Source organism: Micromonospora sp. WMMD712 (assembly GCF_029581295.1).
GTDB classification, from domain to species: Bacteria; Actinomycetota; Actinomycetes; order Mycobacteriales; family Micromonosporaceae; genus Micromonospora; species Micromonospora carbonacea.
This window is the reverse complement of the sequence record NZ_CP120743.1, coordinates 510,716-535,574: the sequence shown is the minus strand read 5'-3', so window position 1 is coordinate 535,574 and position 24,859 is coordinate 510,716. Positions and strand designations below refer to the sequence as shown.

The 24,859-nt window shown below is 74.0% G+C and carries 12 protein-coding genes; 5 read left to right on the top strand and 7 right to left on the bottom strand.

Annotation, left to right across the window (positions count from 1 at the left end; genetic code table 11):
- The 3 genes from O7633_RS02085 to O7633_RS02075 all read right to left on the bottom strand — a co-directional run bounded on the left by O7633_RS02085 (position 1) and on the right by O7633_RS02075 (position 12,019).
- Positions 1 to 9,528: a polyketide synthase gene (locus O7633_RS02085; RefSeq protein WP_282325664.1), complete on the bottom strand. Its 9,528-nt coding sequence runs from the start codon at positions 9,526 to 9,528 to the stop codon at positions 1 to 3.
- A complete protein-coding gene (locus tag O7633_RS02080) occupies positions 9,525 to 10,685 on the bottom strand; it encodes an aromatic ring-hydroxylating dioxygenase subunit alpha (RefSeq protein ID WP_218107376.1) in 1,161 nt (386 codons plus the stop codon). The genes O7633_RS02085 and O7633_RS02080 overlap by 4 nt, the downstream gene beginning before the upstream one ends.
- Before the next feature lie 98 nt (positions 10,686 to 10,783).
- Positions 10,784 to 12,019: an NAD(P)/FAD-dependent oxidoreductase gene (locus tag O7633_RS02075; protein WP_282325660.1), complete on the bottom strand. Its 1,236-nt coding sequence runs from the start codon at positions 12,017 to 12,019 to the stop codon at positions 10,784 to 10,786.
- Between the two features lie 1,779 nt (positions 12,020 to 13,798).
- Here O7633_RS02075 and O7633_RS02070 point away from each other — a divergent pair.
- Both O7633_RS02070 and O7633_RS02065 read left to right on the top strand, forming a co-directional pair.
- The gene (locus O7633_RS02070; protein WP_282325659.1) at positions 13,799 to 15,034 is read left to right on the top strand and encodes a S8 family peptidase; all 1,236 of its coding nucleotides are present in this window, start codon (positions 13,799 to 13,801) and stop codon (positions 15,032 to 15,034) included.
- Between the two features lie 68 nt (positions 15,035 to 15,102).
- Positions 15,103 to 16,317, top strand: a complete 1,215-nt coding sequence (locus O7633_RS02065; protein WP_278134999.1) for a S8 family peptidase — start codon at positions 15,103 to 15,105, stop codon at positions 16,315 to 16,317.
- Between the two features lie 63 nt (positions 16,318 to 16,380).
- On the opposite strand, the gene O7633_RS02060 is transcribed toward O7633_RS02065, so the two are convergent.
- Together O7633_RS02060 and O7633_RS02055 are read right to left on the bottom strand one after the other, a co-directional pair.
- Positions 16,381 to 17,337 carry a hypothetical protein gene (locus tag O7633_RS02060; RefSeq protein WP_278134998.1) on the bottom strand — a complete coding sequence of 319 codons (957 nt, stop codon included), beginning with the start codon at positions 17,335 to 17,337 and terminating at the stop codon, positions 16,381 to 16,383.
- Between the two features lie 164 nt (positions 17,338 to 17,501).
- A complete protein-coding gene (locus tag O7633_RS02055; RefSeq protein WP_278134996.1) occupies positions 17,502 to 18,758 on the bottom strand; it encodes a family 16 glycosylhydrolase in 1,257 nt (418 codons plus the stop codon).
- A gap of 205 nt (positions 18,759 to 18,963) precedes the next feature.
- On the opposite strand from O7633_RS02055, the gene O7633_RS02050 reads away from it, so the two are divergent.
- On the top strand, positions 18,964 to 20,046 hold the full coding sequence (locus tag O7633_RS02050) for an SRPBCC family protein (protein WP_278134994.1): 1,083 nt from the start codon (positions 18,964 to 18,966) through the stop codon (positions 20,044 to 20,046).
- Between the two features lie 16 nt (positions 20,047 to 20,062).
- Here the strand turns inward: O7633_RS02050 and O7633_RS02045 are convergent, their stop codons facing one another.
- The gene (locus O7633_RS02045; protein WP_282325655.1) at positions 20,063 to 22,492 is read right to left on the bottom strand and encodes a glycogen debranching N-terminal domain-containing protein; all 2,430 of its coding nucleotides are present in this window, start codon (positions 22,490 to 22,492) and stop codon (positions 20,063 to 20,065) included.
- Between the two features lie 155 nt (positions 22,493 to 22,647).
- Between O7633_RS02045 and O7633_RS02040 the strand changes: the two genes are divergently transcribed.
- Positions 22,648 to 23,433: an alpha/beta hydrolase gene (locus O7633_RS02040; protein WP_282325653.1), complete on the top strand. Its 786-nt coding sequence runs from the start codon at positions 22,648 to 22,650 to the stop codon at positions 23,431 to 23,433.
- 29 nt (positions 23,434 to 23,462) lie between these two features.
- On the opposite strand, the gene rpsD is transcribed toward O7633_RS02040, so the two are convergent.
- Positions 23,463 to 24,071: a 30S ribosomal protein S4 gene (gene rpsD / locus O7633_RS02035; protein WP_278136424.1), complete on the bottom strand. Its 609-nt coding sequence runs from the start codon at positions 24,069 to 24,071 to the stop codon at positions 23,463 to 23,465.
- A 46-nt stretch (positions 24,072 to 24,117) separates the two neighbouring features.
- On the opposite strand from rpsD, the gene O7633_RS02030 reads away from it, so the two are divergent.
- Complete coding sequence (locus tag O7633_RS02030; RefSeq protein ID WP_282325652.1) at positions 24,118 to 24,852, top strand: DUF2470 domain-containing protein; 735 nt, start codon at positions 24,118 to 24,120, stop codon at positions 24,850 to 24,852.
- The last annotated feature ends 7 nt before the right edge of the window (positions 24,853 to 24,859 follow it).

Below are 24,859 nucleotides of genomic sequence, written 5' to 3'. Positions count from 1 at the left end.
TCAGTGCTCGTAGTGACGGTCGAACAGCGGATGGCCGGCGGCCTCGTCACCTGCGGTGGGTACGGAAACCTGTGCTTCGGGGCGGCGACGGTGCGCGGCGGCGGTCTCGTGGACGCGGGGCGCGCTCAGCTCGCGGCGTTCGAACGGGTAGGTGGGAATGGTGGTCGTGCGATGCCCCTTACCGGCGTGCACCCCCGCCCAGTCCACTTCTCCGAGGCCTCGGCTGTAGAACTCCGCCACCGCCGCATGCAACTGCGCCTGATCCGAACGCTCCCGCCGCAACGTCGGCAACCACACCAACCCGGCGTCGGGCAACACCTGCTTCCCCAGACCCGCCAACACCGGATGCGCACCGATCTCCCAGAACACCCCACCACCAGCCGCACCCACCAACCCCAACGCCTCACCGAACAACACCGGCCGACGAATCCCCCCACCCCACAACCCGGCATCCGCCACCGACCCCGCGTCATGCCACTGGCCGGTGATCGACGACGCGAACCCGATCCGCGGCGCCGACACCACCACCCGCGACACCACCTCCGCAAACGGCTCCACCGCACCCGCCATCGCCACCGAATGAAACGCATGACTCACCACCAACCGCTGACACCGCAACCCGGAATCCGCGCAGAACGCATCCACCACATCCGCCGGACCCGACACCGTCACACTCCGCGGCCCATTCCACGCCGCCACCTCCAATCCTGGATAGGAACCCACCGCCGACCCCACCACCTCGGCGTCAGCGAACACCGCAGCCATCGCCCCACCCGACGGCTGCTGCTGCATCAACGAGCCCCGCGCCACCGCCAACCCCAACACGTCTGCCAGCCCGAACACCCCCGCCGCCCACCCAGCCGACAACTCACCCACCGAATGACCGACCACAAGCCCCGGCCGAACCCCCCACGACTCCAACAACCGCACCAACCCCACCTGCACCGCCACAATCCCCACCTGCGCAAACCGCGTCTCCACCAACTCCCCACCCCGACCACCAAACAACAAATCCAACAACGGCACACCCAACGGCGACACCAACTCCGCACACTCGTCCAACGCCGACCGGAACACCGGCTCCACCCCATACAAACCCCGAGCCATCCCCGCATACTGCGAACCCTGACCCGAAAACATGAACACCGACACCGGCGCCGCATTCACCAACCGACCCACCGAACGAGACCCATCCGCCACCCCCGACAAACCCTCCACCACACCCCCGACGTCCACACCCGACACCGCCACCCGGAACCGATGCGACGCCCGACCCACATTCGCCGTAAACCCGAAATCCCCCAACCCACCCACATCCGACACCGACGACAACGCCCGCGCATAATCAGCCGCCAACCGCCGCACACCCTCCTCACCCGACGCCGACACCCGCACCACAAAAGACTCCTGCGACATCGGCTCACGCGGGGCGGCGACGGGCGGCTCCTCCAGGATCACGTGGGCGTTCACCCCGCCCATCCCGAACGCCGACACCGCACCCCGCCGCGGCGAACCCGCCGTCCGGGGCCACGGGAGGGCCTGATCCGCCACGAAGAACGGCGACTCCTCAAACCGGATGTGATCATTCGGCCGGGTGACGTGCAACGTCGGCGGAATCAGCTCCCGCTCGAACGCCAACAACACCTTCACCACACCGGCCAAACCCGCAGCCGGCTCCAGATGACCGATGTTCGACTTCACCGAACCAATCGCACAGAACTGCGTCCGCGACGTGAACTCCCGCCACGCCCGCGTCAAACCCTCCACCTCAATCGGATCACCCAAACTCGTACCCGTCCCATGCGCCTCCACCATGCCGATCCCCTCCGGACCCACCCCCGCATCCCGCAACGCCGCCAGGATCACGTCCCGCTGCGCCGAACTGCTCGGCACCGTCAACCCGCTCGTCCGGCCACCGTGGTTCACCGCCGTCCCCCGGATCACCCCACGGATCCGGTCCCCGTCACGCACCGCATCCGCCAGAGGCTTGACCACCACCGTCACCACACCCTCCCCCGGCACGAACCCGTCCGCCGCCGCGTCGAACGCCCGCGACGCACCCGTCGGGGAGAACGACCGCAGCCGGGAGCCGAGTTGGAAGTACTGCGGGGACATCGCGAGGTGCACGCCGGCGACGATGGCCTGGTCGCACTCGCCGCTGCGGATGCTGCGCACCGCCGTGTGCAACGCCACCAACGACGACGAACACAACGTGTCGATCGTCATGCTCGGACCCGACAGATCCAGGAAATAACTCACCCGGTTCGCCAGGATCGCGTTGTGGTTGCCGAGGCCGGCGGCGGTCTGCACCACGTCGCCGACGACCATGTCGCGGTAGTGCTGGTAGCTGGCGCCGACGAACACGCCCGTCGACCGGTCGGCGGCGCGGCCGGAGAGCCCGGCGTCCTCCAGGGCCCGCCAGGCGGACTGGATGAGGTGGCGCTGCTGGGGGTCGATCCACTGTGCCTCGGCGGGCGAGATCCGGAAGAACGCCGCGTCGAAGCCGGTCAGCTCGTCGACGAAGCCCGCGCGGCGCAGGTAGACGGTGCCGGGCTCGGCGTCCTCGGAGTAGTAGTCGTCGATGTCCCAGCGGGACTTGGGCACCTCGCGCAGGCAGTCCTCGCCCCTGGTGACGACCTCCCACAGCTCGTCCGGGCTGCCGGCGTTCGGGAAGACCCCGTCGACGCCGACGATCGCCATGTCGTGCCGGTCGGTCGCCTGCCGCGCCGCCGGGGCCACGGGGGCGGCGGGGGCGGCGGGGGCGGCCGCGACGGCGGGCGGCGGCGCGGCCGCCGGGGTGGGCGCGGGCGTCGGTGACCCGCCGGCCGGCGCTTCGGCCGGAGGCGCGGCGGTCGCCACGTCGGCCGGGGGCGCGACGGTCGGCGGCGCGGCCGGGGCGGCCTCGGCCCCGGGCACGGCGGTGACCCCGTACGTGTCGCGCAGCTCGGTGACGAGGTTCTCCACCGTCCCCACCTCGAGCAGCAGCGTCACCGGGATGTCGACGCCGAGCCGGGCGCGGATGTCCTGGGCCAGGGACACGGCGAGCATCGAGTCGAGGCCCTGGGCCTCCAGCGGGCGGTCCAGTTCGAGGGACTCGACGTCGGTCTCCAGCCCCTCGGCGATCCACCGGGCCAGCGCCGGACCGAGGGAGGCGGAGGCGGCGGAGCCGTTGGCGCGGTGGTGGCCGCTCGGCACGGCGGGGTGCGCGGGCGCGGCCGGGGCGCGGCCGTTGCCGGCGGCGGTCGTCGCGGTGGCCGCGCCGTCGTGCCGGGCCCGGTCCTGCGCGCCGGCGGAGCCGGGCTGGCCGGGCGGCGGGGCCGGGGAGATCCGTCGCCAGGTGATGCCCTCGGCCGTGAGCACGGGCCGGTCGCCGTCGAGGACGACGAGGCTGGCGGTGAGCAGGCCCGCGTCGGGCGCGCTGCCGCGGTCGCGGCGGGCGTAGACGCGCACGGCGGCGGGGAGCGGGGCGTGCACGGTCAGCCGCGCGATGGTGAACGGCACGTACAGGCCCTGGGCCCCGCAGGCGGCGAGGGCCACCTGGAAGGCGCCGTCGAGCAGCCGGGCGTCGACCGCGCCGGTGGGGTCGCCGTCGGCGCGCAGGGCGCCGAGCGCCTGGCCGTACGCCGTGGACAGCGACCGCACGCAGCGGAAGCCGGGGCCGTAGCGCAGGCCGTTGCGGTCGAAGTCGCGGTACATCTCGTCGAGGCCGACCGGGGTGAAGCCGACCGCGCTGGCCGGGGGCGTAAGCGCCGGGTCGGCGGGCGTCGGCTCGGTCAGCTCCAGGTCGGCCACGACGCCGGAGGTGTCGTCGCGGAAGGTGATCCGGTCGCCGGTGCGCTCGGCGGTGAGCGTGGCCGGGGGCTGCACGGTCGCCCGGAAGGTGAGGTCCCGCAGGGCGTACGCGGCGCGGCCGACGACCTCGGCGACCTTGCCGGGGTAGCCGGAGCCGGGCAGCGTGGGGTTGCCCAGGACGACGTGCTCGCCGGCCTCGGGGTGCTCGCTCCACGTCCAGCCACGCGGGCGTGGTGGGGCCGCCGTGAGCTGCGCGGGGGCGGGTTCGAGCCAGAGGTGCTTCTCCTCGTGGGGCGCGGTGGGGAAGCGCACGGGGGCGCGTTCGGTGGCCGGGAGGGTGTCGCCGGCGACGAAGCGGCGGGCCGCCGCGTCGAGGGCGTCGCGGTCGACGCCCGGCGGCGCGACGGTGCCGCCGGTCGCCGCCGGGTCGACGACGCCGACGTGCAGGTTGCGGGTGCCCTCGGCGCGGGCGAGGAACAGCATGAGCTTGTCGTCGAGCTGCTCGACGGTGTCGACGACGCAGGCGAGCCGGTGGGTCGCCGCGGGCCGCTGGCGGCTGGCCACGCAGAGCCAGGCCAGCGGCGGGCAGTACGGCGAGCGCAGCAGCAGGACCAGCCGGCCGGCGAGGGTCCGCAGCCCGTCGGCGGAGTCCGCCGACAGGGTGAGCAGGCCGGGGCCGGCGGCGGCGGGGGCCGGGGCGGGTTGCGGCGCCGCCGCGAGCACGGCGTGGGCGTTGACGCCGCCGAAGCCGAAGCTGCTGACCCCGGCGACCCGGGGTCCCGTCCAGGGCACGAGCCGGTCGGGGACGAACAGCGGCGAGTCCTCGAAGCGGAAGCCGCGGTTGGGGAAGGTGAGGTTGGCCGAGGGCGGGATGCGCTCGGCCTGCAACGCCAGGATCGTCTTGATCAGCCCGGCGATGCCGGCCGCCGGTTCGAGGTGGCCGATGTTCGTCTTCACCGACCCGACCGCCACGGTGGCGCGGCCGGACCCGCCGAGGGCGGCGCGCAGCGCCTCCAGCTCGATGAGGTCGCCGAGCTGGGTGCCGGTGCCGTGCGCCTCGACGTAGCCGACGCCGTCGGCGTCGACGCCGGCCCGCCGCATCGCGGTGCGGATGACCGCCTCCTGGGCGGTGCTGCTGGGCGCGGTGAGGAACCCGGCGGCGCCGGTGTGGTTGACCGCGGCGCCCCGCACGACGGCGAGGACCGGGTCGCCGTCGCGCTGGGCGTCGGCGAGCCGCTTGAGGACGAGCACCCCGGCGCCCTCGCCGCGGACGTAGCCGTCGGCGTCGTCGTCGAAGGTGCGGCAGACCCCGTTGGGCGAGAGCATGCCGTTGCGCAGGAAGGACCGGGTCTTGGTCGGGGTGAGGACCAGGTTGGCCGCGCCGACGACGGCGGCGTCGATCTCGCCGGTACGCAGGTACATGGCGGCCTGGTGCAGGGCGACCAGTGACGACGAGCAGGCCGTGTCGACGGCGAAGCTCGGCCCGGTCCAGTTGAACGCGTGCGACAGCCGGTTGGCGACCATGGACACGGCGGTGCCGGTGGCCACGTGCGGGTCGCCGGGGCCGATACTGCCGGCCACCAGCTCGGGGAAGTCGCTGGCGATGGTGCCGACGAAGACGCCGGTGGCGGTGCCGAGGGAGGCGGCGTCGTGACCGCAGCTCTCCAGCGCCTCGTCGGTGACGCTGAGCAGGATGCGCTGCAACGGGTCCAGCCGCCGGGCTTCCCGGTCGGTGAGGTGGAAGCGGGCCGCGTCGAAGTACTCGACGCGGTCGACCCAGCCGGTCGGCACCTCGTCGGCGTCGGTCCACAGGTGCGCCCAGCCCCGGTGGCCAGCCGGCGCGTCGCCGACGCTGGTGACGCCGCCGGCGAGGTTGGCCCAGAACTCGTCGGGGGTGGCCGCGCCGGGGAAGCGGCAGGCCATGCCGATGACGGCGAGGGCGTCGCCGTGGTCGGCGGGGGCATCGGCGGGAACGGCGGGGGCGTCGCCGTGACCGGCGCGGGCCGTGTCGTGGCCGGCGGGGGCCCGGCCCTGGCCGGTGCGGGTGTCGCCCGTGGCCGGGGCGGCCGGGGGCGCGGCCGGCGGCCGGGGGCGGGCCGGTTCCGGACGGTCGGCGGCCGGGGCGCCGGTCGCGGGCTGCTCCGCCGGGTCGGTCGCGGCCCCCGCCTCGGCGGCGACGACCGCCTCCGCGGCGGCGACGACCGCCTGCTCGGGGGTCTTGCCGGCGCCGCTGCGCACCGTGCCGGTCCCGGTGCGGGGCCGGTCGGCCGGGGCCGCCCCGGGCCGGAGCAGTTCGGCGAGCCGCTGCGGGGTGCCGGTGGCGAAGACGGCCGGCGGGGTCACCTCGACGCCGAACTCCTCGGTGAGGGCCGCCGCCGCGATCGTGACGTTGGCCGAGTCGCCGCCGAGGTCGAAGAAGTTGTCCGTGGCCAGGAAGACGTCGTGGCCGAGGACGGTGGCGAAGATCCGGGCGATACGCTGCGCCGGCGGCTCGGTCGACTCGGCCCTCGGCTGCTCGACGGCGGCGACGGAGGGCACGCCGGTGCGGATGATCGTGTCCCGGGACGGCTGGGGCAGCCGCGACCGGGCGATCTTGCCGTTGTCGGTCAGCGGCATGGCGTCGAGGCGCACGTAGGCGTCGGGCACCATGTACTCCGGCAGGCGCTGCCCGACGAACTCGTCGAGGTCGGCCTTGACGAGGGTGCGGTCGGCGACCAGGTACGCGGTGAGCCGCGGCTCGCCGCGGCCCTCGAACGGGACGGCGACCACGGCGGCGGCGGTGACGCCGTCGTAGCCGCCGAGGACGCGTTCGATCTCGGCCGGCTCGATCCGGTTGCCCCGGACCTTGACCTGGGAGTCGGCGCGGCCCAGCCACTCGATCGTGCCGTCGGTGTGCAGCCGCACGGTGTCGCCGGTGCGGTAGAGGCGCAGGCCGGTGGCCGGGTGGGTGAGGAAGACCTCGGCGGTGCGGTCGGGGCGGTTGGCGTAGCCCCGGGCCAGGCCGACGCCGGAGAGGTGGAGTTCGCCGGTGCCGCCGGGGGCGACCGGGTTCAGCTCGGCGTCGAGGACGTGCAGGTCGAGGTTGGGCAGCGGCTCGCCGAGCGGCAGGTACGACCCGACGGCGTCGACCCGGTGGGCGGACGCCCAGATCGTCGCCTCGGTGGGGCCGTACAGGTTCCACAGGGCGCGGGAGGTGGCGTGCAGCCGCTCGGCGACGGCCGGCGCGAGGGCCTCGCCGCCGGAGAGGACGGTGAGCCCCGGGCCGGGGGCCCAGCCGGTCTCCAGCAGCAGCCGCCACATGCTGGGGGTCGCCTGGGCGACGGTGACCTCGCCGATGAGGTCGGCCAGGCGGTGCGGGTCGCGGGCCACGGCCCGGGACGCGAGCGCGACCGTGCCGCCGACGGTCAGCGGCAGCAGCAGCTCCAGCAGGGAGATGTCGAAGGCGACGGTGGTGTGCGCGAGCATCACGTCGGCGGCGGAGGAGCCGAGCCGCCCGCCGATGCCGGTGAGGAAGTTCGCCAGCGCGGTGTGCCCGATCTCCACGCCCTTCGGCTCGCCGGTGGAGCCGCTGGTGAACAGCACGTAGGCGAGGTCCGCGCCGGTGACGGTGGGCGGCACGGCCAGCGCGGAGGCGTCCGGGCCGGGGATGGGCAGGACGGTCCCGACGGTCTCGCCGAAGGCGCGGCTGGGCGCGTCGGCCAGGATCAGGTCGCACTGGGCGACCTCCACGTAGCGGCGCAGCCGCTCCACCGGGTAGTTGGGGTCCAGCGGCAGGAACGCGGCCCCGGCGCGCAGGATGCCCAGCATCGCGGGGACGAGGTCGGGGCCGCGCTCGGTGAGCAGGCCGACGACGCTGCCGGCCTCGACGCCCTGGTCGTACAGGTGGGCGGCGACGGCGTCGGCCCAGGCGTCCAGGGTGGCGTAGTCGATGCTGCGGTCGCCGGCGCGCACGGCGACGGCGTGCGGCCGGGCGGCCACGATGGCCGCGACCAGGTCAAGCACGGTGGGGCCGGTCGACGTCGGCGCCGCCCCGGCGGCGTCGGACGCCACGTTGTCGACCGCGGTGCTGTCGGACTCGGCGGCCGGCGCGGGGGTCGGTCCGGCGACCGGTTCGGGGGCCGGCGACACCGGCGCGGCGGCGCGCGGCGCGGCCGGACCGGCCGCGCCGGGGAGCATCGCGCCGAGGGCGATGTCCTCGACCCGCTCGGCGAAGTCGAGGGCGTCGTCGGCGGTCATCGCGGTCTCGCGGACGAACACGATCGGCGGCCCGTCGTGCAGGCAGAGCAGGGCGATCTCGGTGTCCGGGTCGGTGGCGGCCTCCTCGTCGGGGTCGCGCTCCAGCACCATGACGCGGGTGAAGGTCGGCCCGTCGGAGCCGGGCGGGCGGTACGCCAGCCCGAGGCGGACCTCCAGGTCGGTGGCGTACCCGTGGCGGGCGGCGGCCTCGTCGAGCCGGTCGGCGAGGGCCTCGGCGTCGGCGGCGTCGAACCGGACCGGCACGCGCGCGGCGGCGAGCCCGCAGGTCGCCTCGGCCAGCGCGCGCGCCGACGACGGCGACCAGGCGAAGTCGAAGGTGGGGGCCTCCATGCGCTCGGCGAGCACGGCGAGGAACGCGCGGACGACGCTGACGGTCTCGGCCCGGGTCCGGGGCAGGTAGGCCAGCTCGTAGCGGCCGTAGTGCGCGGCGGCGGCGGAGAAGTCGGCGGCGGGCAGCGGCGCGGGACGCAGGTCGGCCAGGCGCGCCTTCCACCAGGGCTCGTGCCGGCGCAGCGGGGCCTGCGCCCCGGCGATCGCGGCGAGCCGCTCGGGCGGCGCGGCGGGCAGCGGCCGACCCGGGGCGATGCCGAGGCGCTGGGCGGCGGCCCGCGCGGACAGCGCGCTGCCGTCGACGGCCACGAAGTCGCTCAGCAGCAGGTCGGCGTCGGGGGCGGACAGCGTCAGGGCCGAGTCGGTGACGGCCGTGGCGACGGTCTCGGGCAGCGGGTCCTCGCGGGGGATGCGGCGGACCTGGCGGGTGAAGACCGCGCCCTGGGCGGTGACGAGGGTCGGCACGCCGAGCGGGTTGGGGAAGGTGCCGTAGTCGAGGGCCTTGGAGATGCGTTCGGCCTCGGCGGCCGTGGTGCCGGCGTGGATGAGGCCACCGGCGGCGATGCGGTCGGACTGGAGGTAGAAGCGGCGCTCCCGGCCGCTGGTGTCGACGGGTTCGGGCAGCGTCCCCGCCGCGACGTGCGGGACGAGGTCGGCGAAGAGGGCGATGCCGACCTCGGCCGTCTCGTAGGTCAGCGACAGGGCGGTGGAGTGGGTCCGGATCGGGAACCACCGTTCGAGCAGGACGGCGCCCGCGTCGACGCGTTCGGTCATCCGGTGCCAGGTCGCGGCGTGCCGGGAGGCGCCCTCGTAGAGCGCCCAGGCGGCGACGTTGCTGCCGCCGTAGCGGGGCAGCGGGCCGTCGTGGAAGTTGACGGCGGCCACCCGGGGCAGCTCCAGCACGGTGCCGGGCAGGATGCGGAAGTTGACGATGCTGAACAGGTAGTCGACGGGGGTGTCGGTCAGGGCGGCGACGAGGTCGGCGCGCGGGTCGAGCACGGGCACGCCGTGCTCGGCCGCCCAGGCGGTGGCGGCCGGGTCGTCGGTGAAGACGCCCTCGACGCGTACGCCGGCCGCGACGAGCTGGTCGGCGCAGCGGGCGAGGACCCGGGTGCCGCCGATGAGGAAGCAGTTGACCACGGCAGTCATCCCTCGTTCTCGACGGGGTCAGCGGTCTCCCGGGCCACCCAGGCGTCGATCTGGGAGACGACCTCCTCGTCGAGGGAGAGCTGGCCGGGCGACCACAGCGGGTTGGACAGGCCGCGGTGGGTGCGCTCGCACAGCTCCCAGTCCTCGTAGTTGGCCTTGTCCCAGAGGGCGAAGACGGCCTCGTGCGAGAAGTCGCTCTTGGCCGTCTCGGCGGGGTGGAACAGCCAGAAGTGCCGGACGATGCAGGTGCTGGGGCTCTCGGGCCAGACCCACTGCATCATCACGTAGTCGGCGGTGAAGCCGAAGAGCAGGTTCGGCAGGATCGTGATCCAGTTGATCTTCTTGAGGTCGGCCTCGGGGACCAGCGGCATGGGGGCGCGCTGGCTGCGCCCGGTCATGGAGACCGAGTTGTAGCTGTCCCGGATGACCTGCCACGCGCCGACGATGTCACCCTTGAGCTCGTAGGTGCCCGCGTCGTCGAAGTCGGTGATCCGGTGCAGGTCCTTGTGGGCCGTCGGGAAGTGCAGGCTCTCGTTGACGTTGTGCGCCACGAGCTTCCAGTTGGAGGCGACCGGGTAGTCCTTGGCCTGCACGCACTTGAGGTCGGCCAGCTCGTAGACGCGGGCGAACTCGCCGAACTCGCCGAGGGAGGCGTCGAGGTCGGGGGCGTCGTCGGAGAAGGTGATGAAGACGACGCCGTACCGGACCTCGGTGCGCACCGGCAGCAGGCCGTTCTTCTCCTTGTCGAAGAAGTGGTCGAAGTAGGTGCCGTTGAGGCTCTTCAGCTTGCCGTTGCGGTCGTAGACCCAGCAGTGGTAGATGCAGACGAGGCTCTGCCGCTTGCCGGCGGCCTCCTCCACGAGCCGGTAGCCGCGGTGCCGGCAGTAGTTGTGGTACGCCTGGATGCCGTCGTCGCCGTTGATGATCAGCACCGAGCCGGTGCCGATGGTCAGGGTGACGTAGGACCCCTTCTCGGGGAACCGGGAGACGTGGTCCACCGGCAGCCACCGGCGGCCGTAGATGCGTTCCATCTCCCGGCGGTACTGCTCCTCGCCGGTGTAGAACGCGTGGGACCGGCCACGGCCGCCGGTGTCGTAGTAGGCCCGCTGGTCGTCCTGTTGGCCGATGAGGTCGAACATGCTGGACGCGCGCGTCATCTGCTTGACTCCTTGAGGATGAAGTGCACCGAACGAGGGGCGGAGGGCCGCGGCCCTCCCCCGTCGTGCCGCGCTCGCCCGGCGCGGCCTCACTCAGGTCAGGACGGTTCGTAGATGCGCTTGTGCTGGGGCACGCCGGCGTCGTCGTAGAGCCGGTCCAGGTTGTCCGGCGCGAAGATCTCGTAACCCTCCACCCCGCCGGCGATGATGCCGAGCATCTTGGTGGTCCACTCCTGGCTGGTGCTGATCGCGCCCAGCACCGTCTCCAGGTAGGGCGTCAGGGTGAGTTCGGCGACGCTCGTCGTGTAGTCGTAGACGGGGGCGGTCTCCTCGTCGCGCACCTTGACGTAGTCGGCGAGGGCGTCGTCCATGGTCCGCGCCCCCGACAGTCCCTCGTGGATGCGGTCGGCGAGCAGCTCGCCGTGCAGGAAGGCGTCGGTCATGCCCCAGCCGGTGATCGGGTCCTTGTGGTAGCCGGCGTCGCCGACGAGCGCCCAGCCCGGCCCGTGCGACTGGCGGTAGTAGTTGTCGGGGTAGCGCATCGGCCGCAGCGGCTCCTCGCGCCGGCCCTGGTCGCGCAGCTGCTGGGCCATCTCCGGCTCGACGTCGTCGAGGACCGCCAGGAAGCGGGCCTCGGGGTCCTGGCGGAACTCCTTGAGCTGCCGCCGGGTGCAGATGACGGCGACCATGTTCAGGTCGTCGTTGGTCGGCCAGGTGCCGTACCACTGCTCGTGGAAGCCGGTCTTGTGGTGCAGGCCCCAGTCCAGCCCGCTGTAGTAGGAGTAGTAGGTGAACCCGGCGGCGGGCCGCACGTTGTAGAGCTCCGCGCCGACCTTCCTGGCCACCGTGGAGTGGAACCCGTCGGCGCCAACGACGACGCTGGCCCGGAACTCCCGGTCCGGCCCGTCGCCCTCGCGCCCGCGGATGCCGACGACCCGGCCGTCGGCGAAGACCAGGTCGGACACGGTGAACTGCTCGAGGACCTCGACACCGGCGCAGCGGGCGGCGTTGACCAGGATCTCGTCGAGCACGATGCGCCGGGGGCAGTAGACCGCGTCGATCCCGTCGATGGGATCGGCGAAGCCCACCAGGGGGATGCCGTGGTTGGCGTAGTTCATCTTGCGGATGGCCGGGGTCTTCGCGTCGATCACCTCGTCGAGCAGGCCCCATGCCTGGAGGCGGGCGAGCCCGGACTGGTGGATGTAGTGGGTCGACACCGCGTCGCTCGGAAAGGAGGAGCGGTCGACCATCAGGACCCGGTGGCCGCGCCTGGCCAATAGCATTGCGACTGGCGAACCAGCGCAGCGCGCACCGACAACGATTACATCGAACATGGGCTTGCTCCGATCAGTCGTCAGCCCGAGATAAAGCAGCCGTCCAATGCGGGTGCGGGATGGCCAAGAGGCTAGTAACGGGGTTCCTTTCGGTCAATGGATAGGCATCGCACCCGGTTGCCGCGGGCACCTATCAGAACGGCCATCCAAGCGCCGATCCCCTGCACGTTGACCATGAACCCCGACAAATACCCGACCGAGATGTGACGCGCATCATACTCCTAAAATTTCCTGAAAGAATGCTGAGAACCCGCCTGACCAGCGGAAATTACCTACAGTAATAAGTAACGGTGCCGGAAATCGCGGCGCCGAACCAGGCGACACCTTGCCCGATCCCGACAGAAGCGGTCCTTGCCGGGCGAAATCCCGCAGGCGGCGCGGATGCGCCCCATAAGGCGACCAACGGCCCGAGAAGGTGCCAGTAACGCCGTACACACCGAACGCTACATTCCCACCATGACCAGCCTGAGCTGGGAAAACAGGACCGCCATGGTTGACGGGGGGCAATTAACCGATGCGCCGCCGGCCCGCCCCGTCGGTTGCCCGTAGCAATTTCTGCATCGGCAGATGGTTGCCTCGCCGAACATTTGCCCTGGATAACGACGGGGGCGGCGGGACGGCATCTGACGCGCCGACCGGCCGGCCCCGGCCGCGTCCCGGCACGCCGGCCAGCCCGGCCGATCCGTCGAGTGGTCGGGCAACGCGGGTCGACACCGGAACGATATTTCCGTCCATTATCGGGGGCGAGAAAGGCAGCGGCGGTAAGTTGCTTCGGTGAATCCTGCCCTCGCCCCCCGAACGCGAATGACGCGAGAATCGTCCGCCCCCGCGCACGACAGCGCGGAGACGATGGGAAGAGCCGTGTCGACCGAATCCGGGACGGGCCCGCCCGACGAGACCGACCACCGGAGTCCGCCTTTCGGGAGACCATTCCGCACGTTCTCCGGAACGCATGCCGAAAGCTGGCGCACGAAAGGCGCGGTCGACGGGCCCGAGCGAACCGGAACGGCCCGCCGTCGCACGGCGCCCGCGGCGGCGCGCGCCGCCGCGGGCCGCGCCGCGCAGCCGCCGGGGGCGGGCCCCGGAGACCCGGTGAACCGGCACCTCAGCAGGGCCGGGACGTGTCACTCGGGAGTGACACGTCCCGGCCGCCGGCCCCCGCCAGCCGGGAGGGGCTGGAGCCGTGCCCGTGACACCCCCTCCGCGGCGCAATTCCCACCGATGACAATTCCGCGAGGTGGCCTCCCGGCACCCGGCACGGCTCCCGGCCACAGTCCGGGCCGCCCCCTTCCCCGGCCTCCCCCGTCGCGCCACCGGCGAAGGCCGCCGACTACGTTCCACAGCTCACGCACAGGATTGGCAACGAACCCGAAACACATCGAGGCATGACAATAGAATCCGGCCGCGTTCCACCTGGCGGACACCGCGCGGGGTGCCCACAATCAGATCCGCCCGGTATGCAGCGCACGATCGGCGGCCGTCGGGTAGGGCGGCCGCCCGCATCCGTTTGTCGTGGCCACCCCGGCGGATCACGCGATCGCGGTGCCCCGGCCCCGGTCGCCCGCCGGGCCGACCGGCCGCCCGCCGCCGCACGGCCGGCGGCGCGTTCGCCGCCCACCGGGGCCCGGGCCCGCCCCGGCACGCCATAGGGCAACGCTATGAACCGTTCGGTATATATAGATGTTCGCGGATTGACCTTAGGCTCCCCACAACCGCTCGGACCGGCCCTACGGGCTCACGACGGAGCCCGGGCCGGCCAGAACAAGGGAGGACCGGGAGATGACACTCCCCCGCACGAGCCCCCGCCGGTTGGCCGCCTTCGGCGTCCTCACCACCGCCGCGTTGGCCGCCGCCACGGTCGGTGCGCCGGCCAGCGCGGCGCCCGCCACCGGCGAGATCCTGTCCGCCGGCAGCGCCACGGCGGTCAAGGACAGCTACATCGTGGTGCTGAAGGACAGCGCCGTCGGTGGCCGGGCCGGCACCCGGACCGCCGCCGTCGCGAGCTCGGCCGGCACCCTCGCCGGCCGGTACGGCGCCACCGTCGGCCACGTGTACGGCGAGGCGCTCAACGGCTTCGAGGCCCGGCTGTCGGAGCGGGCCGCCAAGCGGCTGGCCGCCGACCCGGCCGTGGCGTACGTCGAGCAGAACCAGACCGTGACGGCCACCACGACCCAGACCAACCCGCCGTGGGGCCTGGACCGGATCGACCAGGCCGCCCTCCCGCTGTCGGGCACCTACAGCTACGTCAGCACCGGCTCGGGGGTCACCGCGTACATCATCGACACCGGCATCCGGACCACCCACAGCCAGTTCGGCGGGCGGGCCGTCGACGGCTACGACGCGGTCGACAACGCCCTGCCGGCCGCCGACTGCAACGGTCACGGCACGCACGTCGCCGGCACCGTCGGCGGGTCGACGTACGGCGTGGCCAAGAGCGTCCGGCTGGTGGCCGTGCGGGTGCTCAACTGCTCCGGCAGCGGCACCACCGCGGGCGTCATCGCCGGCATCAACTGGGTGACCTCCAACCACCAGGCCGGCCAGCCGGCGGTGGCGAACATGAGCCTCGGCGGCGGCCTCAACACCTCCCTGAACACCGCCGTGGCCAACTCGATCGCCGACGGCGTCACCTACGCGGTGGCCGCCGGCAACTCCAACGCCAACGCCTGCAACACCTCCCCGGCGGCGGTGCCCACGGCGCTCACCGTCGGCGCGACCCAGAGCGACGGCGCCCGCGCGTCGTACTCGAACTACGGCTCCTGCCTGGACATCTTCGCGCCGGGCTCGGCCGTGCTGTCCGCCTGGTACACCAGCGACACGGCCACCAACACCATCAGCGGCACGTCGATGGCCTCGCCGCACGTGGCCGGCGGCGCCGCCCGCGTGCTGCAGAACAACCCGTCGTGGACCCCGGCGCAGGTGGCGTCGTACCTGACCTCCACCGCCAGCACCGGCACGGTGGGCAGCCCCGGCAGCGGCTCGCCGAACCGCCTGCTCTACCTCGCCCCCACCAGCTGACCTGACGACCAGCCGCCGGCCCCGGGGTGACCACCCCGGGGCCGGCGCGTCGGAGGAAAGGACCGGACATGATCGTTCCTGGCACCCGACGCCGGCGGTCGCTGGCGGCCACCCTCGGTGTCGCCCTCGCGCTCGGCGCGGGCCCGGCCGCCGCGTCGCCGGCCGCCGCGGCCACCGGACCCATCCGGCACGCCGGCGGCCCCACCGCCGTGCCCGACAGCTACCTCGTGCTGCTGGACGACCGGGCCGCCGCCGGGTCGGCCGCCGCGGTCGCCGCCACCGCCGACCGCCTCGCCGGCAGGTTCGGCGGCGTACGCGGCCACGTCTACCACGCCGCCGTACGCGGCTTCGAGATCCGCCTGCCCGAGCGGGCCGCCCGCCGCCTCGCCGCCGACCCGGCCGTGGCGTACGTCGAGCAGAACCACGTGACGACGCTCGCGGCCGGCGTCCAGCTCAACCCGCCGTCGTGGGGACTGGACCGCATCGACCAGCGCGCGCTGCCGCTCGACGGCCGGTACGCCTACCCGAACACCGCGCCGAACGTGCGCGCCTACGTCCTGGACACCGGCATCCGCGCCAGCCACGTCGACTTCGGCGGCTCGGTGACCGGCGGATACGACGCGGTCGACGGGGCGCTGCCGGCCGACGACTGCAACGGCCACGGCACCCACCTCGCCGGCACGGTCGGCGGCCAGCTGCACGGGGTGGCCAAGGACGTCCGGCTGGTGCCGGTGCGGGTGCTCAACTGCACCGGCAGCGGCACCTGGGCCCAGGTCATCGCCGGCATCGACTGGGTCACCCGCAACGCGGTGAAACCCGCCGTGGCCACCATGGGCCTCGGCGGCAGCGCCAGCAGCACCGTGGACGCCGCGCTGACCGCCTCCATCGCCTCCGGCGTCACGTACACGGTGCCCTCGGGCAGCTCGTCCAGCGACGCCTGCAACTTCTCGCCCGCGCGGGTGCCCACGGCGCTGACGGTCTCCGGCACTCTCCCCACCGACGTGAAGATGAGCTCGGCCAACTACGGCGTCTGCGTGGACATCTTCGCCCCCGGCGGCAGCATCACCTCGACCTGGAACACCAGCGACACGGCCACCAACACGGTCAGCGGCAGCCCGATGGCCGCCGCGCACGTCGCCGGCTGCGCCGCCCTCGTGCTCTCCGACCATCCCACCTGGACCCCGGCGCAGGTGGCGGCGCACCTCGCTGCGACCGCGACCGTCGGTGTCGTCGGCAGCGCGGGCGCCGGCTCGCCGAACCGGATGCTCTACTGCGGCCCCTGACGCCCCGGTGACCGTCCCGCCCGCGGGCCGCGCGGGCGGGACGGGCCACGGCGGGCGGCCCGGTCAGCGCCGCAGCACGGTGACCGCCTCGGCCCCGCCGACCAGGTCCAGGTCGAGGCGGTCGGTGGCGGTCTCCCAGCCCGGGGTGGCGATGACCGCGCCGCCGGCCACGCCGACGCGCCGCTCGGCGTGCACGGTGACCGAGCCGGCCCCCCGGACGGCCCGCACCCGCACCGGCCGCAGGTCCGGCACGGTCACCGTGAGCTGGTTGGCCCCGGCCGTCAGCCGCACGGCAAGGCTGCCCGCCGCGGCCGGCAGCCGCAGCTCCGTGCGGTCGGTGCCCCCGGCGAGATCCACGCCGGTCAGCCGGCCGGCGCGCAGGTCGAGCAGCTGGGTGCTCGCGCCGCCGCCCATCACCAGCCGCCAGGCCACCCGCGAGGTGAGCCGGATCTGCACCGCCCCGGGGCCGGCGCGGCCGGTGGGCGTCAGGTGCAGCGCGACGCCCTCGGCGGTGCGCACCGGCCGCGGGACGCTGTCGCCGTCGACCGGGGTGCTGATCCGGTAGAGGTCCGCGCCGAGGTCGGCGAGGCGCAGGTCGACGGCGGTGGTGCCGGTGACCAGCTCGAACGCGGCCCGGGACCGCCCGCCCAGGGGCGCGGTGACCGTGTGCGGGAGGCCACCGCCGGCTGCCGGGCCGCCGCCGCCCACCGCCGGCCCGGTCCCCGCCGCGCGCAGGCCGGGCGGGCCCGCGGCGAGGGCGAACGCGCCGACGGCGAGCAGGGCCAGGATCACCCCGACTCCGACGACGCCGAGGACCGGCCGACGGCGGGGGGCCGCGCGGCGCCCGGGTTCGACGTCGATCACCGGGCCCGCGAAGAAGCCCGACCCGCCGTACGCGTCGGCCCGGCGCGCTGCGTCGACGTCGACGTGGGGATCGGGCTCCACCACCACCCCCGTGACGACACGCGGCCGGCGACCGTCGGCGTCGGACGGTGCGGGACGCGTCTCGGGTACGGACATGCGCTGAACCTCTCTCCCGGTGGACGGCACCGGGGAGTACGGATCCGGGGCCGGGATCGATCGACGCCCGGCGCGGCGAACCGAGCGTCGTCGCCGGCCGCCCCGCGCAGCACGGCCACGCCGCCGCCGGCACCCCGGCGGCGGCGTGGCGCGGGTGGGTCCGGTCAGTAACGCGACCACTTCTGGTTGGCCGCGCCCGTGCAGTCCCAGAGCTGGAGCTTGCCGCCGTTGGCCGGGTTCTGGTCGCGGACGTCGACGCAGCGGTTGGCGCTGAGGTTCACCAGGTCACCGTTGCCGTTGAGGGTGAACCGCTGGACCGGGTTGCCGTTGCAGGTGACGAGGTTGACCTCGGTGCCGTTCGCGGTGCCGGCCCAGGCCGGGTCCATGCACTTGCCCATCGCCCGCACGGTGCCGTCGGAGGCGAACGTCCAGGCCTGGGCGGCGGTGGTGTTGCAGTCCCAGATCTGGAGCTTGGCGCCGTCGACGGGGTCGGCGTTGGGGATGTCGACGCACCGGCCGCTCTGCGCGCCGCGCAGCCGGGTGGTGCCGGCCGGCGGGTTGCCGCCGGAGGTGTACCCGGACACCCGGACGTAGTCGACCAGCATCTGCTGCGGGAACTGCGTGGTGGCGTCGGGGTAGCCCGGCCAGTTGCCGCCCACCGCCACGTTGAGGATCATGAAGAACGGGTGGTCGAACACCCAGCGGTTGCCGCCGAGCCGGCTCGGGTCGACCCGGTGGTACTCGACGCCGTCGAGGTACCAGATGATCGAGTTGGGCTCCCAGTCGACCCGGTAGGTGTGGAAGGCGTCGGCCAGCGGGGCCCCGATGGTGCGGCTGTTGGTGATGCCGCCGCCACCGGAGTAGCCGGGGCCGTGGATGGTGCCGTACACGGTGTTCGGCTCGCGGCCGATGTTCTCCATGATGTCGATCTCGCCCGCGTTCGGCCAGCCGACGCTGCCCATGTCGTTGCCGAGCATCCAGAACGCCGGCCAGATGCCCTGACCCCGGGGGATCTTGATCCGGGCCTCGAACCGGCCGTACGCCTGGGTGAAGGTCGCGGCGGTCAGCAGCCGGGCGGAGGTGTACTCGCACCGGCCGTAGTGGCACTGGTAGTTGGCCGGGTTCTCCTTGCGCGCGGTGATGACCAGGTTGCCCTGGCCGTCGTGCACGGCGTTGCTGGTGCTGTTGGTGTAGTACTGCCGCTCGTTGTTGCCCCAGCCGCTGCCGCCGATGTCGAACCGCCACCGGCTCTGGTCGACGGGCGTGCCCGCCGGGGCGTTGAACTCGTCCTGCCAGGTGATCCCCCCGATGGCCGCGGCGGCGGGTTCGACGTGGCCGGGCAGGACGAGGGACACGGTGGAGGCGACGAGCGCGGCGGCGGCGAGGGCGAGCGCCCGGGGGACGGATCGGAGTCTGGTCACTGGGTCTCCTCGGTGGACGGTCCGGGCGGCGACGAGAGTGAGGCGGCCGCCCGGCGACGGCGCGCAGAGAGCGCTCTCTCTATAGCGAAGTCTGTCGATGTATCATCTTTCCGTCAAGACTCCTGCCAGTTCCGGAGGGTCACCGGGGGAACCCGGGGCGTCGCCCCGGCGGGCCGGCGGGCGGCGGAACCCGTAGAGTCTCGCCGTGATCGAGATCGGCGCACGGGTCGACCTGCCCCACCCCACCGGCCGGGTCTGGCGCGCGTTGACGGACCCGACGCTGCTGGCCCGCTGGTACACCGAGGTCGAGCCCGCCGCCGGCCGGCCGGGCCGGCTGCTGCTCTACACGGCGGGGCTGCCCGGCTTCGACGCCGCCGTCGACGCGGAGGTGACCGAGCGGCGGGAGCCGGACGCGCTCGTCCTGCGCTGCCAGGAGGCCGGCCGGCGCACCCTGCTGAGCTGCGCCGTCACCCCCACCGCCGAGGGCTGCCGGCTGACGGTCCGCGAAACCCTCGACCACGGCCCCTGGCCCGTCGAGCAGCGCGTGCGCCGCGAGCAGTTCTACCAGCAGGCGCTCGCCGGCCGGCTGCCCGCCATCCTCGACTGGCTGGCGTTCCAGCAGGTCGACCTGCTCCGCGACCAGGGCCCGCCGACGGCCGAGATGCCGGTCGTCGAAGCGGCCGGCCCCGCGCCCCGGGCGCGCCGTCGGCGCCGGGCCCCGCTGGTCGCGGCGCTCGGCGGCGGCGTGCTGGTCACCGGGCTCGTGACCTGGGCGCTGCTGCCGTCGGACCCGGACCGCGCCGCCGCCCCGGAACCGGCGACCGTCCCGCCCGTCGCGACCACCGCCGCCACCAGCGGTCCGCCCCGGGCCACCCCGACCGCCCGGCCCACCCGCGAGGCCACCCCCAGCGCCCGCCCGAGCCGCTCCGCCTCGCCCACGCCGTCGCGGACGCCCACCGCGGCCCCGACGCCGGCGACGCCCCTCGCCGCCCGGTACGAGACCGTGGACACCCGGTTCTTCGGCTACACCGGCGAGGTGGTCGTCGACAACGCGGCCGGCGCGGCGGCCCGCGACTGGACGGTGGTGCTCACCCTGCCCTCGGGCAGCACGGTCGACGACGTCGAAGGCGGCGAGTGGGAGCAGGACGGCCGGTCCGTGACCATCACCGGGCCGGCGGTGCCACCGGGCGGATCGCAGACCGTCCGGTTCGACGTCCGCGACGCCGACCCGTTCGTCAAGGCGCCCGAGGCGTGCGCGGTGGCGGACACCCCGTGCGCCGGCCTGTGACGGTCGCCGGGGCGGATCACCGGAAGGGCCGGCCCCGGCCCAGGGCGTCGGCGTACCCCCAGCGGCCCCGGATGTCGAGCAGCTCGATCTGGCCCATCTCCTCCGGCACCCCGGCGTCGACCGCCAGGTGGTCGTTGTGGGGTTCGAGGCCGAGCAGCGCGCGCAGCAGCAGCAGCGGCGCCCCGGCGGAGGGCGCGTACGGGTTGTCGGTGAAGTGGTGCGGCACGGGGACCCGGGTGACGGCCCGGTCGTAGCCGGCGAAGTACGGGGGCAGCGCGCCCTCGAAGTGCTGTCCCGCCTCCAGCAGCGCCAGCGCGATCCGGGCCGCCTCCTGGCGGAAGCCGTAGCGGCGCAGCCCCCAGACGATGAGGGAGTTGTCCGCCGGCCAGATCGCGCCGGTGTGGTGGCCCAGCGGATTGAACTGCCCCTCGGTACTGGCCAGGGTGCGCACCCCCCAGCCGGAGAACAGGGCCGGCCCGAGGAGGTGGCCCACCACGCCCGCGGCGCGTTCCGGCGCGACGATCCCGCTCCACAGCAGGTGCCCGAGGTTGGACGCCAGCGCGTCGACCCGCTGGCCGTCGGCCTGCAACGCGAGCGCGTAGCAGCCCCGGTCGGGCATCCAGAAGTCCCGGTCGAACCGCTCCCGCAGCGCGACGGCGTCGCGTTCGAGCCGGTCGGCGTAGGCCGGGTCGTTCCAGAACAGCCGGGCCATCCGGGCCGCCCGCAGCCGGGCGTCGTAGGCGTACCCCTGGATCTCGCAGATCGCCTGCGGGTAGGTGGCGAGCCGGCCGTCGCGGAAGCAGATGGCCTGCGCCGAGTTGCGCCAGCTCTCGTTGACCGGCCCGGCCCGGCGCTGCCGGCGGCTGGACCAGACGTAGCCGTCGCCGACCGCGTCGGCGTAGTCGTCGAGCCAGCCGATCGCGGCGCGGACCTCGAACTCGTAGCGGCGGACCAGCTCGGCGTCGCCGGTCCAGCGTTCGTACTCGTCGAGCAGGATGACGAACAGCGGCGTGGTGTCGGCGGCGGAGAAGTCGGTCGCGTCGGGGGTGTCGGCGAAGGCGGCCGACTCGCCGTAGCGGCTCTCCTGGACGATCCGGCCCGGCTGCTCGCCGCGGAACGGGTCCATCCGGGCGCCCTGGCTCAGCGCCAGGATCCGCAGCGTGCTCACGGCCCGGTGCGGCAGGAACGGCAGCACCTGGAGGCTGCTGACCAGGCTCTCCCGGCCGAGCAGGGTCATCGACCAGGGCAGGCCGGTGGCGGGCAGCCGGTCGCGGTAGTTGAGGCCCTGGTAGTACAGGGCGGCCAGGTCGCGCACGCTGCGCCGGTACGCCTCGGCCAGCGGCCCGTGGTCGGCGCGCAGCTCGGGCACCCCGGCGACGATCTCGTCGATCTCCCGGCCGGCCTCGGCGCGGGACCGGTGGATGGCGCTGCGCAGCCGTTCCCGCAGGTCCCGTCGGCGCAGGTCCCGCACCAGGGTCAGCACGCGCAGCCGGACCGTCCAGGTGTCGTGCGGGGCCACGGAGACCGCGAAGGAGAATCCGCGCTCGTCGACGCTGGCGGGCGCGCTGGCCGAGACGACCGTCTCCCGGTGCAGGGTGTGTCTGCGGTAGTGCAGCCGCAGCGAGCTGTCGTCGATCGTGGCGGTCACCTCGCGGGCCCGGCGCAGGCCGTCGCGGATGTCCTGCACCTCCGCGAAGTCCGCCCCGACGTCCAGCCGGACGGTGTACCGCACCGGGTCCGCGCCGTAGTTGAACAGGGTGACCTCCTCCTCGAAGGCCTCCCCCACGAAGCGGTGCCGCAGGATCGACGTGGTGGCGTTGACGTAGTGCGTGGGCTCGCCGGGCACCAGGGCGAACTTCGACTCGAAGGAGCGCACGTCGTCGATCGACAGTTCGGTGAGTCGTTCCCCGTCGAGGCTCAGCCGCCAGGTCGACAGGAAGCGGGTGTCGAAGAAGAAGAGGCCCAGCGGGGTGACCGGTTCGGCCACGACGTCCCCGTTGCGGGAGCTGAGCATGAACATGTTGCCGTAGAAGATGCTGGTCGTGTCGTGCGACCCGACGCCGTCGCGCTCGACGTCGGGCAGCACGTCGGCGCCCGGTCCGGTGCCGCGGCTGTCGGCGCGGACGGGCAGCAGCCGGCGGAAGACCAGGAACAACGGCAGGTCGCCCTCGACGGACACCACGCCGCGAAAGAGCATCGCCACACTGTGGTCGGCGCCGGCGACCAGCCGTTCGAACGTCTCGGGCCGCATCTCCACCAGGCAGTCCGGGTCGTGGCCGTGGCGGGCCACCCGGGCCCGCCCGCCGTCGAGGGTGACGAACCAGGTGCTGGTCGGCCCGTCGTCGGTGACGAAGCGGAACGCGATGAGCCCGGTGGGCGTGGTGGGCAGTCGGCCCCGGGACGCCTCCGGGAGGCCGGCGAAGAAGCGGTCGATTTCCGCGCTCACGGGGCGCTCCTGTCACCACGCACCCGCACACCCCTTCCGCTATAGCTGACGAAACGGATGTAATGGCACGAAGGCCACAGTACGCTATGGCGGCCCGCGACGGCCGCGCTTCAGTGGAACGAGAAGCTCACCCACCCACCGCCCGGGAGGGCCCGATGACCGACCGACACACCGCCGCCGGGATGCGCTACTGGACGTACGGACGCGGCCGGCGCGACACGTTTCTGCTGGTGCACGGCTGGTGCTGCGACCACCGGTTCCTGGAGCCGGTCGCCCGGCACCTGGCCGGCCGACCGGCCCGGGTGATCGCGGTCGACATGCCGGGGCACGGGCAGAGCCCGCCGCCGCCCGAGGGCTACGGCGTGGAGCAGCTCGCCGCCCGGCTCCGGGCCCTGGCCGCCGAGCTCGACCTGCGGCGGGTGGTCGTGATCGGGCACAGCCTGGGCGGGGTCTGGTCGCTCGCCGCCGCAGCCGGCGACCGGGACCGCTTCGCCGGCCTGGTCATGCTCGACTCCGCCGTGGCCGGGCCGCCGGGTGCCGCCGCCGCGATCGAGGAGATCGCCCGGTCGCTGCGCGACGACACCACCGGCGCGGTCCGGGAGTCGATCGTCCGGTCGTACTTCCTGCCGCAGTCCGACCCCCGACTGGTGGGGTGGGTGGTCTCGGCCATGGCGCGCCCGTCCACCGAGGTCGCGTACGCGCCGATCGCCGCCCTGGCCGCGTTCGTCGGCGACGGCGGCGACGAGGCGGCCCTGAGCCGGTGGGACCGCCCGCTGCTCCTGGTCGGCAGCAACGCGCCGTTCGCCGACTACGCCCGGCTCGCCCGGCTGGCCCCGCAGGCGAACATCGGCCAGGCCGCCGGCTCGGGACACTTCGTCCAGCTCGAGGTGCCGGACCAGGTCAACGCGATGATCGACCGGCACCTGGAGCTCAGCGGCTGACCAGCCACCGGCGGGGCCGGGCCGCCCGGTCAGCGGGAGTAGTGCTCGACGACGAGCTGCTCGTCGCAGACCACCGGCACCTCGGCCCGCCGGGGCAGCCGGGTGAGCCGGGCGGCGAGGCCCGCCAGGTCGACGTCGAGGTACGGCGCGGGCCGCTGCGGCGCGTGCGCTCCCCCGGCGGCGACCAGGAACGGCGTCTTGCCCCGGCTGCGCGCGGCAACCGCGATCTCGTCGCCCGGGCGCAGTCGCGCCGACGGGCGGTCCACCCGGCGGCCGTTGACGGTCAGGTGCTGGTGGGTGACGAGCTGCCGGGCCTGGTAGATGGTGCGGGCGAACCCCGCGCGCAGCACGAGGGCGTCGAGCCGGGTCTCCAGGTCGACGACGAGCTCCTCGCCGGTCTTGCCCGGCCGGCGCGCCGCCCGGTCGAACGCCCGCCGCAGCTGCCCCTCCCGCAGGTCGTACTGCGCCTTGAGGCGCTGCTTCTCCAGCAGCCGGACCTTGTAGTCGCTGTCCTTGGTCCGGGCCCGGCCGTGGTCCCCGGGCGGGAACGGGCGGCGCTCCAGGTAGCGCACGCACTTGGGGGTCAGGGCGATGCCGAGGCGGCGCGACCGCTTGGCCTTGGGGCGGGACTGATTCATCATCTGCCTCTCAGGTAAGGTAAGCCTAACCTAATAGGAGGTGCAGATGTCGGGCAACATCCCCCCGGCCACCGTCGCGGTGGCCGCCGGCACACCGGCCGAGCGGCTGCGTACCCTGCTCGTGGCCGCCGACTCGGTGACGCTGCTGACCCCGACGCACCGGGCCGAGCTCACCGGCCGGCACCGGGTGGGCCCCGACGGCCGGCTCCGCGTCGAGCTGCCGGCCGACTCCGGCGCGGCCCGGGAGCTGGCCCGGGAGGGGGACCTGCCCGCCGTCGTGCACGCGGCGGACCTCGCCCCGGTCCCGATGCCCGACCGGGTACGTGGCCGGGCCGCCCTCACCGGCTGGCTGACCGTCGAGGGGCTGCGCGGCCGGCGACCCGACCTCGTCGCGGTGCTGCACCTCGCCACGGCCGGGATCACCGACACCGGCGGCACCACCCCGATCGACCCGGACGCGTTCGCCACGGCCCGCCCCGACCCGCTCGCCCCCGTCGAGACGGAGCTGCTGCGTCGCCTCGCCACCGACGCGAGCACCGTGGAACAGCTCACCGGGCTGGTCCCCGCGCGGCTGCGGCCGGCCGACGCCCGGATCCACCTGCTGCGGCTGGACCGCGCGGGCATCGTCCTGCGGGTGCAGGCCCCCGCCGGGTCCACCGCGGGCCCGCACGACGTGCGGCTGTCCTTCGCCCGGCCGCTGCGCGACCCGGACCAGCTCGCCGCGCGCCTCGACGCGCTGCTCGGCCGGCCACCGCGCCGTGTCTCCCACACCGGGCGGTGAGGGCCCA